At 30.3% G+C, this 17,751-nt stretch carries 18 protein-coding genes; 5 read left to right on the top strand and 13 right to left on the bottom strand.

Going from position 1 to position 17,751, the window contains the following annotated elements; all coding sequences use genetic code 11:
• The 5 genes from ACH5TX_RS03600 to ACH5TX_RS03580 form a co-directional block, all read right to left on the bottom strand.
• Positions 1-924 (bottom strand): mechanosensitive ion channel family protein, encoded by a 924-nt coding sequence (locus ACH5TX_RS03600; protein ID WP_439338176.1) that lies wholly within the window; start codon positions 922-924, stop codon positions 1-3.
• Position 925: 1 nt separating this feature from the next.
• A complete protein-coding gene (locus ACH5TX_RS03595) occupies positions 926-2,239 on the bottom strand; it encodes an ABC transporter permease (RefSeq protein WP_439338175.1) in 1,314 nt (437 codons plus the stop codon).
• 6 nt (positions 2,240-2,245) lie between these two features.
• A complete protein-coding gene (locus tag ACH5TX_RS03590) occupies positions 2,246-3,172 on the bottom strand; it encodes an ABC transporter ATP-binding protein (protein ID WP_439338174.1) in 927 nt (308 codons plus the stop codon).
• Positions 3,173-3,479: 307 nt separating this feature from the next.
• A complete protein-coding gene (dnaJ, locus tag ACH5TX_RS03585; RefSeq protein ID WP_439338173.1) occupies positions 3,480-4,601 on the bottom strand; it encodes a molecular chaperone DnaJ in 1,122 nt (373 codons plus the stop codon).
• Between the two features lie 9 nt (positions 4,602-4,610).
• Positions 4,611-5,159: a nucleotide exchange factor GrpE gene (locus tag ACH5TX_RS03580; RefSeq protein ID WP_439338172.1), complete on the bottom strand. Its 549-nt coding sequence runs from the start codon at positions 5,157-5,159 to the stop codon at positions 4,611-4,613.
• A 149-nt stretch (positions 5,160-5,308) separates the two neighbouring features.
• On the opposite strand from ACH5TX_RS03580, the gene ACH5TX_RS03575 reads away from it, so the two are divergent.
• Positions 5,309-5,947, top strand: a complete 639-nt coding sequence (locus tag ACH5TX_RS03575) for a YceI family protein (RefSeq protein WP_439338171.1) — start codon at positions 5,309-5,311, stop codon at positions 5,945-5,947.
• 298 nt (positions 5,948-6,245) lie between these two features.
• Complete coding sequence (locus ACH5TX_RS03570) at positions 6,246-7,454, top strand: outer membrane beta-barrel protein (RefSeq protein ID WP_439338170.1); 1,209 nt, start codon at positions 6,246-6,248, stop codon at positions 7,452-7,454.
• 3 nt (positions 7,455-7,457) lie between these two features.
• Here the strand turns inward: ACH5TX_RS03570 and ACH5TX_RS03565 are convergent, their stop codons facing one another.
• The 3 genes from ACH5TX_RS03565 to ACH5TX_RS03555 form a co-directional block, all read right to left on the bottom strand.
• Positions 7,458-8,363, bottom strand: a complete 906-nt coding sequence (locus tag ACH5TX_RS03565; protein ID WP_439338169.1) for a TIGR01777 family oxidoreductase — start codon at positions 8,361-8,363, stop codon at positions 7,458-7,460.
• A gap of 80 nt (positions 8,364-8,443) precedes the next feature.
• A complete protein-coding gene (gene mnmC2 / locus ACH5TX_RS03560) occupies positions 8,444-9,148 on the bottom strand; it encodes a tRNA (5-methylaminomethyl-2-thiouridine)(34)-methyltransferase MnmC2 (RefSeq protein ID WP_439338168.1) in 705 nt (234 codons plus the stop codon).
• Between the two features lie 2 nt (positions 9,149-9,150).
• Complete coding sequence (locus ACH5TX_RS03555; protein WP_439338167.1) at positions 9,151-9,654, bottom strand: DUF4920 domain-containing protein; 504 nt, start codon at positions 9,652-9,654, stop codon at positions 9,151-9,153.
• 92 nt (positions 9,655-9,746) lie between these two features.
• Here ACH5TX_RS03555 and ACH5TX_RS03550 point away from each other — a divergent pair, with 92 nt between their 5' ends.
• Positions 9,747-10,814, top strand: a complete 1,068-nt coding sequence (locus ACH5TX_RS03550) for a branched-chain amino acid aminotransferase (protein WP_439338166.1) — start codon at positions 9,747-9,749, stop codon at positions 10,812-10,814.
• Between the two features lie 55 nt (positions 10,815-10,869).
• Here ACH5TX_RS03550 and ACH5TX_RS03545 read toward each other — a convergent pair whose 3' ends face one another.
• Both ACH5TX_RS03545 and ACH5TX_RS03540 read right to left on the bottom strand, forming a co-directional pair.
• Positions 10,870-11,256, bottom strand: a complete 387-nt coding sequence (locus tag ACH5TX_RS03545; protein ID WP_439338165.1) for a pyrophosphohydrolase domain-containing protein — start codon at positions 11,254-11,256, stop codon at positions 10,870-10,872.
• A gap of 539 nt (positions 11,257-11,795) precedes the next feature.
• On the bottom strand, positions 11,796-13,835 hold the full coding sequence (locus ACH5TX_RS03540) for a dipeptidyl-peptidase 3 family protein (RefSeq protein ID WP_439338164.1): 2,040 nt from the start codon (positions 13,833-13,835) through the stop codon (positions 11,796-11,798).
• Between the two features lie 186 nt (positions 13,836-14,021).
• On the opposite strand from ACH5TX_RS03540, the gene ACH5TX_RS03535 reads away from it, so the two are divergent.
• Complete coding sequence (locus ACH5TX_RS03535) at positions 14,022-15,053, top strand: SRPBCC family protein (protein ID WP_439338163.1); 1,032 nt, start codon at positions 14,022-14,024, stop codon at positions 15,051-15,053.
• 8 nt (positions 15,054-15,061) lie between these two features.
• Positions 15,062-15,427 carry a fluoride efflux transporter CrcB gene (gene crcB / locus ACH5TX_RS03530; RefSeq protein WP_439338162.1) on the top strand — a complete coding sequence of 122 codons (366 nt, stop codon included), beginning with the start codon at positions 15,062-15,064 and terminating at the stop codon, positions 15,425-15,427.
• Between the two features lie 129 nt (positions 15,428-15,556).
• On the opposite strand, the gene ACH5TX_RS03525 is transcribed toward crcB, so the two are convergent.
• The 3 genes from ACH5TX_RS03525 to ACH5TX_RS03515 form a co-directional block, all read right to left on the bottom strand.
• Entirely contained in the window at positions 15,557-16,507 is a 951-nt protein-coding gene (locus ACH5TX_RS03525; RefSeq protein ID WP_439338161.1) for a T9SS type A sorting domain-containing protein, read from the bottom strand.
• Between the two features lie 28 nt (positions 16,508-16,535).
• Entirely contained in the window at positions 16,536-16,715 is a 180-nt protein-coding gene (locus ACH5TX_RS03520) for a hypothetical protein (protein ID WP_439338160.1), read from the bottom strand.
• 99 nt (positions 16,716-16,814) lie between these two features.
• A complete protein-coding gene (locus ACH5TX_RS03515) occupies positions 16,815-17,417 on the bottom strand; it encodes a DUF1684 domain-containing protein (protein ID WP_439338159.1) in 603 nt (200 codons plus the stop codon).
• Positions 17,418-17,751: the final 334 nt, after the last annotated feature.

The raw sequence follows: 17,751 nt of genomic DNA, 5'->3' as shown, positions 1-17,751 counted from the left end.
CTATTTTTTTATAATATGAATATCGCGTTGCGGAAACGGGATACTTATGTTGTTTTCTCTAAATAATCTATCTATTTCAAAACGAATTTCACTTTTAGGAAAACGCACATTAAAACTATCATTTATTGTAAATGCTAATTTGAAATTTAATGCACTATCTCCAAAATCTGTAAATAGCACTGTTGGTTCTGGATTTTTTAAAACATCTTTTTGATTAGTTGCTGCTTCAAGCAATAACTTTTTCACCAATTGTACATCGCTACCGTAAGCAACTCCTACATCTACACTTTCTCTAGTGGTTGTTCCATTTTGAGTCCAATTATAAAGACTATTAGTTAAGTACAAATGATTAGGAATTATTAATACTTTATTATCAATAGTTGTTGCTCTGGTTGTCCTAAGTTTAATTTCTTCTACTCTACCTACTTTTCCTTCTAATTCTATAATATCTCCAACATGTACAGATTGATCTACTAATATAAAAATACCAGAAATAATATCTTGAAAAAGTGTTTGAAGTGCTAAACCAATACCAATTAATAACGCTGCAGAAGCTGCAAAAATAGCTGTTACATTAATACCTATTGAGTCAAAAGCAATTAGTACAACAATTATATATATAAACCATCTAGCAAAAGAAAAGACTGTATTAAATTTAGCCTTATCGGCCACTGGCATCTTCCTTGTAACAATTTTTTTAACCCATCTTAAAAGATATGTTGTTACTATAACTACAGCAAAAACTAATAAAACATATTTTACTTTAAGTACTATATCATGAGCCTCTTCTCCTGTACCGTAAGGAAAATCTAGAAGCTTAAACTCAAGGAACTCTTTAACTTTTTCCCAAAATGAACTATTGGCAACTACCTCACCAACTTGTTCTACATCATGTTCTATTTTATCTACTACTTTACTTTGCATACTAATATTTAATCCATTTTATAATTTCCTTATAACTTGGTTTTTTACCATACATTAAAATACCAACACGATAAATTTTTGCAGCAAACCAAACAGTAAACATAAATGTACCAATTAATATCAACAATGATACCAACTGTTGCCACAAAGGTACACCAAAAGGAATACGCATAAGCATAACCACTGGCGATGTTAATGGTATAAACGAAAATACTGTAGAAACTGTACCGTGTGGATCTTCAATAACTGTAAATATCCCAATATAAACTGCTAACATAAGTGGCATTATAATAGGCAACATAAATTGCTGTGTATCTGTTTCATTATCAACTGCGGCTCCTATAGCTGCGTAAAATGAACTATATAAAAGATACCCTCCTATGAAAAAGAAGATGAATGCAAAAATTAGATTAACAAGAGGTAAATTATAAAGAGCTGTTACAATACTTTGAACCTGCATGTTTAATTCAGGATTCTCCATAGCTTTTTGCATCATTTCTTGTTGAGGTGTCTGTAATTGAGACATATCTATTCCAAAAAACAAAGAAACCAAACTCATTAAAACACCTAATAAAATCAACCAAATAACAAACTGTGTAAGTCCAGCTAAAGAAGTTCCTATAATTTTACCAAGCATTAATTGCACTGGCTTTACCGAAGATATAATAACCTCTATAATTCGGCTTGTTTTCTCTTCTATAACACTACGCATTATCATATTACCATAAATAATAATAAACATAAAAAGCAAATATCCTGCTGCAATACCAAAAGCTAGTTTTGCATAAGTATCTACTTTTGAAGTTTCTTCGCCTTCAAAACTTTCTTGAACAATATTAATATCTACTTTTGATTTATCAATAAGAGCAGTATCTATACCCTCTTCTTTTAACTTTATATTAGTTAATTTCTCCTCAAGTTTCCTTTCAATATTTGAAATTATTGAAAGTGATGGCGATTCTTCTGAATAAAACTTAATATGATTTGAAACAGCATTTATATTATTTAATTTATCAACATGCAATATGCCATAAGCAGATGTTTCTTTTGTTAACACCATTGCATCATCTAAAGACATGCCTTCTAAAATATTATAAGTGGTATTTTCTGAATTTTCAAATACATTTTGTATCAATCCAGACTCATCTAAAATGTTAATCGTTCTAATTTTATCATTATTCAACTGTGATAAATAAGCAACAACAGACATTAAAGCAATAACAATAATTGGACTTAAAAAAGTCATTACAATAAAGGCTTTATTTTTAACCTTAGTTAAATATTCACGCTTTATAATTAGTGGTAAATGATTCATGAAAAATTAATTATTCTTTACAGTTTGAATAAAAATATCGTTAACACTTGGTATGAGCTCTACAAAATGAGACACCTCGCCTTTAGAGGTTAAATAATTTAGTAAGTCGTTTGGTGTATTTCCATCCGACAACTTAATATTTAGCTTCAATTCGTCTTCTAAAGTTTTAAAATTAGCTGGAGACACTTCAAATTTCTCCGATAATTCATCCCTTAAAACAGCATCGTTATTAGTTTTAATACCAACCTCAAACGTATTGATTTTATACTGACGCTTTATATCTAATAATTTACCTTCAATAAGTTTGTTTGATTTATTGATTAACGCAATATCATCACACAACTCTTCTACAGATTCCATTCTATGTGTTGAAAAAATAATAGTAGCACCATTATCTCTTAAACGTAAAATTTCATCTTTAATTAAATTAGCATTTATGGGATCGAAACCAGAAAAGGGCTCATCAAAAATTAATAATTTAGGTTGATGTAAAACGGTAACAACAAACTGAATTTTTTGAGCCATTCCTTTTGAAAGCTCTTGAATTTTTTTGTTCCACCAATCTCCAATCTCCAAACGATCGAACCAATATTTTAAACGCGTTCTTGCTTCTGCTTTACTTAATCCTTTTAATTGCGCCAAATACAAAGCTTGCTCGCCAACCTTCATAGATTTATATAAACCTCGCTCTTCTGGTAAATAACCTATATCTTTTATATGTGAATTATTAAGTAAATCGCCGTCTAAATGAACGGTTCCAGAATCTGGCATTGTTATTTGATTAACAATACGTATTAATGTTGTTTTTCCTGCACCATTAGGCCCTAACAATCCAAATATACTGCCTTTAGGAACAGAAATTGACACGTTATTAAGCGCTCTAAAATCGCCAAAGTTTTTAGAAACATCTTTAACTTCTAATAAGTTACTCATTAATTTTATTATTGACTTGTTATCGGTAAATATATTAAATGTTAACCGAGGTATTTAATGCTTTTTTCATAAATTATTAATAAAAAAATACAGTCTTATTATAAAAACAAAACCCACCCTTAAAAAAATTAAGGATGGGAAAAAAATTGCTATGAAAAAGAAAAATTATCACTAAAATAAATTAGTGATAGCTCAAATATAGTTTTTTTTTCGTAATTATTCATAAAATGAACAGAGAATATCTTTCATATAGACAAAAAAAATCCGCTATAATGCGGATTCGTTTTTTTGATTAAATAGCTCTCTATTAAGAAAACATGTCTTTTACTTTCTCAAAGAAAGATTTATCTGAACTTTCTGGTTTCGGATCAAAATGTTCGTCATCTTTCATTGTTTCAAAAAATGCTTTTTGTTCTTTATTTAACGTTTTAGGCGTCCAAACATTAACATGTACTAAAAGATCTCCTTTACCATACCCGTTAATACTTGGTATTCCTTTTCCGCGTAAGCGTAAAATTTTACCAGATTGTACTCCTGCTTCTACTTTTATACGCACTTTTCCTGTTACGGTATCTATTTCTTTAGAAGTTCCTAAAACAGCATCTGGGTAACTTACATATAAATCGTAATGTAAATTATCGCCCTCACGTTGTAGTTTATTATGCTCTACCTCTTCAATAGCCACTAATAAATCTCCTGAAATACCATTTCCTGGTGCTTCGTTTCCTTTACCAGAAACTTTAAGTTGCATACCATCTACAACACCTGCTGGTATTTTTATAGAAACAGTTTCTTCTGCTACTTTTAACCCTTGAGCATCAGCATCGGAAGGTTTTTTATCGATAGTTTGTCCTGCTCCTCCACACGAATTACAAGGTGCCGATGTTTGCATTCTACCTAAAATAGTATTGGCTATACGTGTTACTTGACCGCTACCTCCACATGTAGAACATGTTTTATAAGTAGTTCCTGGTGCTTGAACTTTACGCTTAACTTTTATTTTCTTTTCAACACCATTAGCAATTTCTTCTAATGTTAATTTTACACGAATACGAAGATTACTTCCTTTAACACGACGTTGACCTCCGCCACCGCCAAAACCAGAAAATCCGCCGCCTCCGCCGCCAAATATATCACCAAACTGGCTAAATATGTCATCCATATTCATACCGCCACCACCAAAACCGCCGCCTCCGCCGCCGTTTTCGAATGCTTGATGTCCAAACTGGTCGTATCGTGCTTTTTTATTATCGTCGCTTAAAATTTCGTAAGCTTCAGCTGCTTCTTTAAATTTAGCTTCGGCACTTTTATCATCTGGATTTTTATCAGGATGAAATTCTATCGCCTTTTTACGGTATGCTTTTTTTATTTCGGCTGCAGTTGCCCCTTTGCTAACCCCTAATATTTCGTAATAATCTCTTTTAGCCATATTCTTGTTTTATTGCCCAATAACAACTTTAGGAAAACGAATTACTTTTTCGCCTAGTTTATATCCCTTTTCAATAACGTCAATAATTTTTCCTTTCATATCATCAGTTGGTGCAGGAATTTGTGTTATTGCCTCATGATCGTCTGCGTTAAAAGCTTCACCTTTTTCTACAGCAATTACTTTAAGTCCTTTTTGCTCTAAAGTGCTTACCAATTTATTATAAATTAACAACACACCTTGACGCAAAGCTTCGGCTTCTTTATCTTCATCAATATGACTTAAAGCACGCTCGAAATCATCAAGAACTGGTAATAATGTTTTCATGACATCTTCACTCGCTGTTGAAAACAATTCAATACGTTCTCTAGAAGTACGTTTTTTATAATTTTCAAATTCAGCAAATAAACGTAAAAACTTATCCTTTTCTTGCTGTACTTCTACTTGTAATTTCTCTTCTACAGTTTGCTCTTCAACAACCTGTTCTTCAACATCTACAGTTTCTGTTTGTGCATTTTCAACAGCTTCCTGCTCTATATCTTTTTTATCTTTTTTGGACATTGTAAAATTTAAATTTTGTGCAATTCTAAAATTAATTGGCAAAAGTACTGCCATTCTTGTTAAAATGCCATAATGTCACAAAATAAATTTTTGTTTTTTTTAAGCTAACAAATAACTAATTTCGCAACATAAACACTAAAACTTATATTATGAAAAAAAGTATTGCTACCATTTTTACAATTGCAACATTATCAATAACCTTAGTTGGTTGTAAAGACAAAGCCAAAGAGGCTGACACTAAAGAAGCAGAAACTGTTGCAGTTACAGAGGTTGCTTCAGAAAAATACACTGTAAACACATCCGAATCTACAATTGCATGGAAAGGCTTTAAACCTACTGGTTCTCATAATGGAACTATTGCTATTGATACTGGTGTATTAAACATTGCTGGAGGAAAAATTAATAGCGGAACTTTTTTAATAGACATGACTTCTATTAAGGATGCTGATGGAAGTGCTAAATTAGAAGGTCATTTAAAAAATGCTGACTTTTTTGATGTTGAAAAATTCCCAACTGCTGCTTTTGAAATTACAAATATTGAAGACGTAGATGGTAAAACAATGCTTTCTGGAAACTTAACTCTTAAAGAAGTTAAAAACAATGTAACATTTCCTGTAACTGTTACTAATCAAAATAACAACGTTACTTTAACAAGCGAAAGCTTTGTTATTGATAGAACAAAATGGAACGTACAATACGGTTCTAAGTCTATTTTTGATAATTTAGGTGATAAATTTATTAATGATGATATTGAATTACAAGTTACTGTAAAGGCTACTAAGTCTTAATCAAGAACTATACACTTTATTTTAAAGCCACTTTGTGAGAACAGGGTGGTTTTTTATTTTAAAGACACCTCATATTACTTAATTAAATCAATCAAAGCAGGCTCTAAATGATGGTGTATAAAATAAAACTCTTTATCTTCTATTTTCTTAGAACTGACAAGTTAATTCTCTATTTATATATTAAATTCTATTACAAAAACCGCTTTGTAATAGTGTTATTTTTACAAAACAAAACCTAAATAATAATCCTTTTCATATATTTGTTGTAACAAAAAACCTATTAACCAACTAATCTAGAATGTTTAAAAAAACCACATTTATAATTCTTTTACTTTTTTTACAAAATACTTTTTCACAAGAAGTTTTCAAAAAAGGATATTTTATTAATAATGATAATAAAAAAAATGATTGTTTAATTAAAATAAATTCAAGACTTAATCCTACTGAATTTATATATAAAAATTCAAATGATGCTAAACAACAAATAAAAACCATTAAATCTGTTAAAGAATTTGGGATATACAATACTTCAAAATATATTAGGAAAACAGTTTATATAGATAGATCTAGTGATATATTAAGCAATTTAAGTAGTAATAAAAAACCTACATTAAATAAAGAAGAGCTTTTTTTAAAAGTTTTAATAGAAGGAAATGCCAATTTATATTTATTTGAAAGCAAATCTGTAATTAGATATTTTTATAATAAAGAAAACTCAAACATAGAACAACTTATATATAAACGCTACAAAAAAGAAAATGAAGATAATGTTAGTAAAAACCAAGAATATAAAAGACAATTATGGAATAACTTGAAATGTGAAAGTCTTTCAATAATTGATGCCAATAAACTAGATTACAAAAAAACGGAGCTAATTAATTTTTTTACAAAGTATAATCAATGTAAAAACTCTAAATATACTAGGTTTGAAAACACTGAAAAAAAAGACTTATTTAATATTACCATAAGACCTGCTTTTAATAGCTCATCACTTTCTATTTATGAAGCGATAACAAGGAATAAAACTGATTTTGGAAATGATTCAGGTTTTAGGTTTGGAATAGAGGCAGAGTTTATTATTAACTCCATTAAAACAAACAAATGGTCTATCTTCTTTGAACCTACTTATCAGTCTTACAAATCAAAACTAGAATGGAAAAACGGGAGTAACTCACCAACTTATTACATGGATGCAACCTATACATCTATAGAAATACCCATAGGTATAAGGTACTATTTTTCTTTAAATAATACTTCTAAAATTTTTGTTAATGGAGCTATGCTAGTAGATATCCCTTTTAATTCATCAATAGATTTTAATTTTAGTCCTCGTCATTTAGATGTTGAAACAAAACTCAATTTTGCTTTTGGAGCAGGATTAAAATTTAATGATAAATATAGTTTAGAAGCTAGATATTTAACAAATAGAAATTTAGTAAGTCACTACCAAGGATGGAGTTCAAAATACCAAACATTATCTATAATTTTAGGCTATACTTTATTTTAAATTTCAATTAAGTAAATCCTCTAAAGCAGGCTCTAAATGATGGTGTTTAAAATAAAACCCTTTATCTTCTATTTTCTTAGAACTGACACGTTGACTTTCAAACAACAACTGATGTATTTCACCTAAAATAAATCGCATTAAAAATTCAGGAATATTAGGCAAAAACAAAGGTTTACTTAAAACTTTTGCTATGGTTTTAGTTAACTCTTTATTACTAACAGGATTTGGAGCTACTCCATTATAAACACCACTTAATTTATTTTGTAAAACAAATAAAAACATATGAGCTAAATCGTGAATATGAATCCATGATTGCCACTGTTTGCCATTACCAAAGGCCGCTCCCATACCAAGCTTAATAGGTCTAATCATTTCTTGCAAAGCACCTCCGTTGTTAGATAATACTAAACCAATTCTAATTTTAGAAACCATAATATTTAATTTAGAAAAAGCATCAACTTCTTGCTCCCAAACTTTAACAACACTACTTAAAAAAGAGGTTTCTGTTATTTTAAAAGATTCATCATAATAATTAATCAAAGAATCGGGATATACCCCAATAGCACTTGCAGAAACAACATGTTTTATAGAATGCGATTCTCCTTTCAAGGCATTAACTAACAATTGCGTAGTTTCTTTTCTACTATTTAAAATTTTCTTTTTATAAATGGGTGTCCAACGTTTTGAAACCGTAGCACCGGCTAAATGAATAATAGCGTCTACCTGTTTAAAACAAGCATCATCTATCTCTTGTAATTTAGGATTCCAATAAAAACCTTGGTAGTTTTCTTTTTTTTGAATTTTAGATTTACTGGTAGTTAAATAATTAACAGCAATATCTTGCTCATGACAGAGTTTTACAATTTCCTGCCCTATAAGTCCTGTTGCTCCAGTTATTAAAACACGCATTTTCTTTTTATTTTAAAGTTACAAAATGAAAATGTAGTTTACTAACTATTTGTATTAGCTTTAACAAAAATTACTAAAAATTATTCCTTTGAAGTTACTAAATGCTTAGTAGCACGAAGCATTTCTCGTTTTCCCGGTGGCCCAGGTAAACGCTCGACTTCAAAACCTACGGCTTGCATAGCACGACGCACGCTTCCTTTGGCTGAATAGGTTACTAAAACACCTTTATTTTTTAAGGCATCAAACATTTTTTTAAAGATAGCTTCTGTCCATAATTCTGGTTGTACACGTGCACCAAAAGCATCAAAATAAATGATATTATATGTATTTATGTCTTCAATTTCATTGAAGAATTTATGCTGTTTTATTAATGAAAAATTAGGTGTTATTATATGGTCTTCATTCCAAGGAATTTCATGAAGCTGTTTAAACAAGATTTCATTTTCTGGCGACTTTAATTCTTTTGAATAATTAAGCTGATTAATTTCTTCCATTAAAACAGGATAACCTTCAACACCACAATAATGAATATTGAGTTTTAATTTTTCAGCCTCTAATAAGGTTATAAACGTATTTAAACCAGTACCAAACCCTATTTCTAGTATTGATATAGATTTTTGTGATTCTGGATTAAATTCTGAATCGCAAAAATAATGTAAACCATGTTTTATAAAAACATGATACGCTTCTTGAATAGCACCATGTTTTGAATGGTATTGTTCATCCCATTCTGGCAAATGAATGGTTGACGAACCATCTCCTGTTATTACAATTTCTCTTTCCAAAATTATTGTTTTAATAAAACACCATCGGCTTCAAAAGAATAGGTTCTTTTAGGTTTTGTAATTAAAGCTATTTCTTCTTTTGGTTTTCCTGCATCTTCGGCATAATGACGTTGCTCATCAACCGAAACTTCTTCAACAAAAGCTTTTCCGTTAATAATAACCTCTTTACCCGCAATGTCTTTTGGCATAAAGAATCCGTAATCTTTAAACTTAACCATAACTTCATTTCCATCTTCTAAATCTAATCGCATCCAACAGCCTTTTGCTTGACAAACACTAGTTACTTTTGCTAACATTTTAGAATTTATACTATCGCCAACAGCCATTGTTTTATAATGAGATGCCATAGATGAAGCAGCAATAGCATCATCTGATATTATTTCACTTCCAAATGATTTATAAGTTACTTCTTCAACTTTATTAGCTCCTTTAAGAGCATCCTTTTTTTTGTTTTCGCAAGAATTTAACAGAAATACAGAAAAAAATATTAAGATAATTGACTTCATGATATAAATATTTTCAATTCTAAACTATTTGTGTAAATATAGCATTTTTTAAAAACGTTTTTACTTAAATTTGTAGCATAAAATAACAAGACATGAGTACAATAATCAAGGACATCGAGATTATAAAATCTAAAACTACTAAAATTAACGAGGTTGATTTTAATGATTTGAAATTTGGAAACACGTTTTCAGACCACATGTTAGTATGTGATTATAAAGACGGAAAATGGCAAGCACCAAAAGTGGTCCCTTACCAACCGATTACTTTAGATCCCTCTGCTAAGATTTTTCATTACGGACAATCTGTTTTTGAAGGTATGAAGGCTTATAAAGACACAGAAGAAAATGTCTTTTTATTTCGTCCGTTAGACAATTTTAAGCGTTTAAACATCTCGTCTAAACGTTTGGCTATTCCTGAACTTCCAGAAGAATATTTTATGGAAGGTTTAAAAACGTTATTAGAAGTTGATAAAGATTGGATTCCTAAAAACGAAGGAAGCTCTTTATATATAAGACCTTTTGTTTTTGCATCAGGAAACGGATTTCATGCATCTCCTGCTGATGAATATAAATTTATAATTTGTACAGCACCTTCTGGATCTTATTTTTCTGGAAAAGTTAAGGTTTTAATTGAACAAACCTATTCGCGTTCTGCCAATGGTGGTGTTGGTTTTGCTAAAGCTGGAGGTAATTATGCGGGGCAATTTTACCCAACACAATTAGCTGTTAAAAAAGGCTACCAACAAGTTATTTGGACAGATGATAATACGCATGAATATATAGAAGAAGCTGGAGCTATGAATATTTTTGTTCGTATAAATGACACGCTTATAACTGGACCAACAAGCGATAGAATTTTAGATGGTATTACACGTAAAAGTATTATTGAAATAGCTAAAGACAAAGGTATACCTGTTGAAGTTAGAAAAATTACGGTTAGTGAAGTGGTTGAAGCCGCAAAAGCTGGTAGCTTAAAAGAAATGTTTGGAGCAGGAACTGCTGCTGTTATTTCTCCAATTGCTGGTTTTGGTTATAAAGATACCGATTATGATTTACCTGAATTAGATGATACATATGCTAGTTTTTTAAAACAAACAATTACAGATATACAAACTAATAAAAGTGAAGACCCTTATGGATGGCGTGTTAAATTAGATTAACTCACCACCTATTTATAAACAAAAAAAGAGAAGCGATTAGCTTCTCTTTTTTTGTTTATTTCTTTAAAATAGCATCTATATTCGGTTTAAAATAATTTGGACCTTTTAATACTTTTCCATCTTCTCTGTAAATTGGCTGTCCGTCTTCACCTAATTTACTCATGTTACTACGTTGTATTTCTTCAAAAACTTCTTCTATTTTATGTTGCATACCGTGTTCTATAATGGTTCCGCATAAAATATAAAGCATGTCCCCTAACGCATCAGCCACTTCAACTAAATCATTATTATTGGCAGCTTCAAAATACTCTTCATTTTCTTCTTTCATTAAATTAAAACGCAAGGTGTTTTTATCTAAACCAAGATCTGCTATCGGAGCTTCTTTATGACCAATTTTAAATGCAGTGTGAAATGCTTTTACTGCTTCAATTTTATTCTTCATATAATTTTGCTTTTCATTTCCGCGAAAGCGAAAATCTCATTCTGTTTTTATTAAATTTGCATAAAAATAACTATATGTTTAGTAAAGGTCAAATCATTTTCGGTGTTTTATTTTTTATTGTCTTCGCTATTATAATTGGCTTTACTTACCGAAAAGATTTAAAACTTCACAAAAAATTTTACAAAGGTAGCTATTGGGTACTATTAGCATTTATTGCCTTTATTGGGCTTATAGTGGCCATTAAGTTTTTGTTTAAGTAATTTATTTCTTAAATCAAGAAAAAACAAAAAGAACATTATAAAACACTATATTCTAGATAATTAAAAGGTTTTTCATAAATAACCATAAAATTTGACGCAACCAATTAAACTTTTGTGCATCTATTTTATAACTAAACCAAGCTAAATGTTTATGAATGCTCTCTTAATTATATCCGTTCTCTTAATTATTAATATTTTGTTATTAGTTTTTAGTGTAAATAAAAAAACAGAACCTTGATTAAGATTCTGCTTTTATAAATTAATACTTTAAACTTTCTTTTAATTTACTTCTGGTAGAAAATTATAACGCTTGCTATAATCTAACATTTGTCCTGAAAATGTTTCAGGTTGAGTTACATTTACTTCTATAATATCTCCCTTTTCATTTTTATCAGCTACTAAAACAGGATTTACAAATCCACTATAAGGTGCCGATGTAAATTGTTTATTACGCTCTAATATTTCTGCATGAAGCTTTTGATCTACTTTTACACCATATCCTTCTACTAAAGCTTCAACCGCAGCATAATCCCCTTCAGATTTTATGCGTTGTGTTTCACGCAATAATTGCCCGAAAAGCTCATGAAGTTTATCATAATCATTAATATTATAATAGGTTTTTCCGTCTCTTGTTATTTTCTCAATTACATTGTCTTTCTGTCCTTTTTCAAAAACCCAAGCAGAAATCCATTGTCTGTTACGCATATGAGCTTCTTCAACATCATCACCTAAATTTAATCTAACTAACTGTGCTATTAGTCCGTTTCTTATATACCCATCGTAAGCTGTTTTTCCTATAGCTTTCCAATTATCTACTAAACCTAAATCTTGAAGTTTAGAATCGTATAAATAATATAAAGCCACTAAATCTGCTCGTCCTTCTTCTAAAGTAGAAGCGTAATTTTTTAAGGTTTCTTTAGTTTCTCCAACACCAGGATTTAATTGACCTGAAGCATGACCAATAACTTCATGCAAAGCCGTATGTAACTTATCGGCTAAACGCCCATATTTCTCTTCTAACTCAAATTCTTCGTCATCATTAACAAACTCTTTTAAACGACCTGTATTACCTGCTTTACTATATGCATTTGTAATATTACCCAATGATACCGATTTACTACCAACAGCAGCTCTAATCCAGTTTGCGTTTGGCAAATTAACCCCAATTGGTGTACTTGGAGATGAATCGCCCGCCTCACCAGCTACATTAACAACCTTATAAGTAACACCTACAACATTTTTCTTCTTGTGTTCTTCCATTAAAGTAGAATTATCTTCAAACCATTGTGCGTTATCTGATACTACTTTCATTTTTTGAGACATATCAAAATCATTAATCTGTACAACAGTTTCGTAAGACCCTCTATATCCTAATGGATCGTTATATACTTCAATAAAACTATTTATATAATCTATATTACCTTCTGTAGCTCCTGTCCAAGCTACATTATAATCATCCCAAGTTTGTAAATCACCTGTTTTATAATAGTCTATTAATAATCCTAAAGCATTTCCTTGCGCGTCATTTTCAGCAACACCTTTAGCTAATTCTAACCATTTAATAATTTCATCTATGGCAGCTCCATAAAGTCCTCCTGATTTATAAACGCGTTCTTTTAAAACACCGTTTTCTTTTACCAATTGAGAATTTAATCCAAACGATAAAGGCTTTTTAGCATCTGGAGACACTTTCGTTTTATAGAAACTTATAACATCGTCATTTGTAACATTTGGTCCGTAAAAATTTACCGCAGAAAGTGCCACATTATCTACACCTTTTGCTTGATTTACTTTTTTAGAATCTACATCATTAAAAATAACATCAAAAGCTTCTCCTTCTAAAACAGTATGCGTATCAGCAAGTAACTGCTTTAAGTAATCTGCAGAAAACTCAGGTTTAATTTTATCATTAGAATAATGGTGATGTATACCATTACTAAACCATACGCGCTTTAAATAAGTTTCAAAAGTATTCCATTCTGTTGATGTTTTATCTCCTTCATAATTAGCATAAACAGACTCTAAAGCTTTTCTAATTTTTAAATTATGGCGGTAGTTCTGATCCCACATTATATCTCTACCAGACAACCCTGCTTGTGTTAAATAATATACTAATTTTTGTTCTTTTAAGGTTAATTTATCCCAACCTGGAATTTGATATCTTAATACTTTTATATCTGCAAATTGTTCAACATTATAGTTAAATGCCATTTTTTCTTTTGTAGCTTCAACTTCAACATTCTTTTTTTTGTTATCGTTTCCACAGGACAACAAAACGGTTGTCAATAACACAACCCCCAACATTCTATTTAGTTTCATAATGAAATGATATTATTAGTTATTTCGCAAAAATACAAACAAATCCAATATTTTTATTGTTATTTAAACACAAATAAGTCTTTTTGTTAAAAAATTATTATTTTTAAAGAATCAAACATAATCATCTAATAATCAATATTAAAAATCGCTATATTTGATTATTATAATTCTCTCAAAATAAAACTAATGAAAGCTTTTAAGTACCTCTCTTTTCTATTACTTATTGCCATAATAGGAGCTTCTTTCTTTATTGCTGTACAACCTAACTCTTTTAAAATTACAAGAACGCGAACTATAAAAGCACCTGTTTCTGTTTTGTATAATAATGTTATTGATTTAAAAAACTGGGAAGCATGGTCCCCTTGGGTTGAAAAAGAGCCTAGTACCGTAATTACTCTTGGTGAGCAAACGAAGGGTGTGAACGGCAGCTATAACTGGATCGATAAAGACGGTGCTGGCACGATGACGATTACTGATGCAACTACTAACAAAGCCATAAAACAAAGCATGCAATTTGGAGAATTCCCTGCTTCTGAAATAGCATGGGATTTCGCTCCCAATACTGATGGTTCAACGACTGTTACGTGGAATTTAAGTGGTGAAAATTTACCTTTTGGCTTCAAAGCATATACAGCATTTATGGGAAGCATGGAAGAACAAGTTGGGCCTGATTTTGAACGTGGATTGGAAAAATTAGATAGTATTGTTGTTAATAGCATGAAAGTTTATGATATTAAAATAGATGGTATTACCGAATATGGTGGTGGATTTTTTCTATACAAAACAACCTCTGCAACAGGTGCTAATATTAGTAAAATTATGGGTAAGCAATATGGAGACATCATGAACTATATGTCTCAAAACAATATAACTTCTAATGGCATGCCTTTTACAATATATAATGAAATGAATCCTGAAAACGGAAATATAATTATGAGTAATGCCATTCCTGTAATGAATAAAATTAATTTCACAAACCTTACTGAAAGCAATGATATACTCTGCGGATACATTCCTAAAACAAGAGTACTTAAAACGACTTTAAAAGGAAATTACTCCAACCTACCTGAAGCATGGAAAACGACAATGCTTCATATTGCTAAAGATAGCTTAATACAATCTAACTTAAAACCTTTTGAAATTTATACAAACGATCCTGGAAACTTTCCAAATCCAGCTAATTGGTTAACCGAAATTTATATTCCTTTAAAAGACTAAAAATTTAAATGAAACAACTATTACTCGTTTTTTTAGGAGGTGGATTTGGTAGTGCACTTAGATACCTAACCGAAAAAATTTTAAATAACCCAGAAAACGGTATTCCTTATGGCACCTTTTTTGCCAATATACTAGGTAGTTTATTTATTGGTTTTATACTAGGCTATGCTGCAAAAAACAATACGCTTTCAGAGAGTCAAACCTTATTTTTGGCAACAGGTTTTTGTGGTGGCTTCACCACGTTTTCGTCTTTCGCTTATGAAAACCATGTGTTTTTAAAATCGGGCGATTTTACAAGTTTTGCTATTTACACAATTGCTAGTTTTATTATTGGTTTTTTAGCGGTATTTTTAGGAATGTATTTAGCGAAGTAAAGCCTTCTATTTATAAGAAATATTAACCAACTTAGCTTGTTATTAGATATAAAATGTTAAAACGATTTCAAATTAAGTTGTTATACCCAATATTGAAAAACTTCTCCAGCTACAATATATAGCAAGATTTTATAATGACTTGATTATTTTAACAGTTTTAGAAGTATCACCAATTATTATCTTAACCAAGTACATACCTGAGCACAAAGAACTCATGTCAATATTTGGAGAAATAGTTTTAGGAGTAGTAGAAAAAACTAATTTCCCTAATAAGTCATATACTGCTATTTTATCTACAGAAATAGCTGAGCGAATATTCAATACATCTCTAACTGGATTAGGATACACGCTGATATTGTTAGTAGTTAGTTCATCTGCACTTAATAATGGTCCTGAGTCAAAAACAATATTGTCTATCCAATAATTATTATTATCACCAACAGAGAAAAAGTCAATAGCTCCTAAAGTAGCGTCAAATTGAAATGGAATAGGAGTACTATTTAAATCTGTACCATTAATAGTCAAAACATAAGTCAAAACATCTAGATCAAAATAGAATACAACGGGAAACCAGGTATCCTCAGGATAAGTAGACGTCCCTAGCACACCTCCATCTACATCACTATTAACTACAACACCAGGAGCTACTCCATCTTGGTTGAAGAAAATTTCACCTGCGTTAAATATTCCAATGACTCCATTGGTAAAACCTGCTCCTTGGTAACCAGTTCCAGGGTCTTCTGTTTCACCTTGCACATTAAAATAGGCAGTACTACCACTTGAGATATACATATCAAAAACTAAATGGTAAGTCCCAGAAGTTCGATTCCCCAATAGAAGCATAGCATCTGTAATATCTCCAGGTCCGATATATCCAGACTGATTTCCTATTGCAATATCATTAACAACTATTATGCTTTGATTATTATCTGGTATACCTAACCATGTAGACCACAAAGTAGGGTTTTGAAGCCCTAAGTCACCTGAAATATAGGATTCAAAATCATCTTCATAAATTTGTGCACTCCCCATAAATGATAAAGTAAAAACAAACATGAGAAATAAGTATTTTTTTTTCATTGATTTAAGTTTTAAATGTGAAATACTTTTAAGCTCCCAATAATTCATCTGCTCCATCCAATAAACCTACCAATTCTTCTGGTTTATGAATTAAAACAGGAATGTGCTGCGAACAGATATAAAACTCGCTTTCCTTATGATAAAATTTGGTTACTGCTGTTTCTAATGATGTTTTTTTACAAACAATACATGCTCTTATCTTACTCATAATAAATACTTTTTAAACTAAAACAAATCTATTTTTTATTTTTCGTTTAAAAGCTGATATTCATCATACCTTAATAATAAAAATCAATACAAAAAAACTCTAATATTTCCCAAAAGATTTTACTCCTGCTTCTACCCTTGTTTTTATATAATTAACTCTAGGCACTATTGGGCAAGAATATTTATCGTTATAAGCACAATACGGGTTGTATGCTTTATTAAAATCAATTACCAAAGTATCTCCTTCAGGAATTCTAGCATCAATATAACGTCCGCCACCATAACTTTCTACCCCGTTAGTTTCATCAATAAATGGTAAAAACAAATAATCTTCATAACCTTCTTTTTCCATTAAATCTTCACCTTGATATATATTTAATTGAAATTGTTCTCCTTTTAATTCAAAATATAAAATACCATAAACACGCTCTTTAGATACTCTACTAGTTGTGGTTTTCATACTAAACCACTTTGAATTGGGTGTTCTTTCTAATTTAGCTTTTACAACATAAGTAGAATCGAATTTAAAAAACTCTAACCCTTCAAAAACCTTTCTATCCTTTTCTTTTAAAGGCGATGTTGTAACATCTTTATATTCGGCATTAAGCTCTTTTTGAAATTCGGTTTCACCTTTTATAGGCTTCTTATCTTGTGCACAACTTAACTCTGTAACTAAAAATAGTAATATTAATAAATGCTTCATGTATTTCTATCTATTGTTAAGTAATTACTTTATCTAACACCCACATATCCATCCTTATACGTTACTAAAAACATAGTTATGAATGTTTAATTTTTAAAAAATTTTCATTTCAAAAGTACAATTTCCAATTATTTTATATAAGTTTGTAGTCTAATAAAAAAATAAAAATGCGTCTTAACGTCACAATTTGTAGAAAACAATGGACCTCTTATTTAATGAGAGAAGGTCGGGCTTGTTCTATATTGTGGTGATATGTTTATATAATATTACAGTATTTTAAAAAGTCCGACTTCACAGTCGGACTTTTTTTTTGCTCTAAAATCGACTAATAATT

Origin of the sequence: Thalassobellus citreus (genome assembly GCF_044385915.1) — a bacterium.
Taxonomy (GTDB): domain Bacteria; phylum Bacteroidota; class Bacteroidia; order Flavobacteriales; family Flavobacteriaceae; genus Thalassobellus; species Thalassobellus citreus.
The sequence above is the reverse complement of the archived record's forward strand: the minus strand, read 5'-3'. Positions and strand labels throughout refer to the sequence as shown.

What these genes read in the sequence shown, in the direction of transcription:
- ACH5TX_RS03540 (WP_439338164.1), bottom strand. Translation starts at nt 13,835, where the DNA reads ATGAAACTAAATAGAATGTTGGGGGTTGTGTTATTGACAACCGTTTTG.
- ACH5TX_RS03525 (WP_439338161.1), bottom strand. Translation starts at nt 16,507, where the DNA reads ATGAAAAAAAAATACTTATTTCTCATGTTTGTTTTTACTTTATCATTT.
- ACH5TX_RS03545 (WP_439338165.1), bottom strand. Translation starts at nt 11,256, where the DNA reads ATGAAGAATAAAATTGAAGCAGTAAAAGCATTTCACACTGCATTTAAA.
- ACH5TX_RS03580 (WP_439338172.1), bottom strand. Translation starts at nt 5,159, where the DNA reads ATGTCCAAAAAAGATAAAAAAGATATAGAGCAGGAAGCTGTTGAAAAT.
- ACH5TX_RS03550 (WP_439338166.1), top strand. Translation starts at nt 9,747, where the DNA reads ATGAGTACAATAATCAAGGACATCGAGATTATAAAATCTAAAACTACT.
- ACH5TX_RS03520 (WP_439338160.1), bottom strand. Translation starts at nt 16,715, where the DNA reads ATGAGTAAGATAAGAGCATGTATTGTTTGTAAAAAAACATCATTAGAA.
- ACH5TX_RS03565 (WP_439338169.1), bottom strand. Translation starts at nt 8,363, where the DNA reads ATGCGTGTTTTAATAACTGGAGCAACAGGACTTATAGGGCAGGAAATT.
- ACH5TX_RS03535 (WP_439338163.1), top strand. Translation starts at nt 14,022, where the DNA reads ATGAAAGCTTTTAAGTACCTCTCTTTTCTATTACTTATTGCCATAATA.
- ACH5TX_RS03575 (WP_439338171.1), top strand. Translation starts at nt 5,309, where the DNA reads ATGAAAAAAAGTATTGCTACCATTTTTACAATTGCAACATTATCAATA.
- ACH5TX_RS03555 (WP_439338167.1), bottom strand. Translation starts at nt 9,654, where the DNA reads ATGAAGTCAATTATCTTAATATTTTTTTCTGTATTTCTGTTAAATTCT.
- ACH5TX_RS03590 (WP_439338174.1), bottom strand. Translation starts at nt 3,172, where the DNA reads ATGAGTAACTTATTAGAAGTTAAAGATGTTTCTAAAAACTTTGGCGAT.
- dnaJ (WP_439338173.1), bottom strand. Translation starts at nt 4,601, where the DNA reads ATGGCTAAAAGAGATTATTACGAAATATTAGGGGTTAGCAAAGGGGCA.
- crcB (WP_439338162.1), top strand. Translation starts at nt 15,062, where the DNA reads ATGAAACAACTATTACTCGTTTTTTTAGGAGGTGGATTTGGTAGTGCA.
- ACH5TX_RS03515 (WP_439338159.1), bottom strand. Translation starts at nt 17,417, where the DNA reads ATGAAGCATTTATTAATATTACTATTTTTAGTTACAGAGTTAAGTTGT.
- ACH5TX_RS03570 (WP_439338170.1), top strand. Translation starts at nt 6,246, where the DNA reads ATGTTTAAAAAAACCACATTTATAATTCTTTTACTTTTTTTACAAAAT.
- ACH5TX_RS03595 (WP_439338175.1), bottom strand. Translation starts at nt 2,239, where the DNA reads ATGAATCATTTACCACTAATTATAAAGCGTGAATATTTAACTAAGGTT.
- ACH5TX_RS03600 (WP_439338176.1), bottom strand. Translation starts at nt 924, where the DNA reads ATGCAAAGTAAAGTAGTAGATAAAATAGAACATGATGTAGAACAAGTT.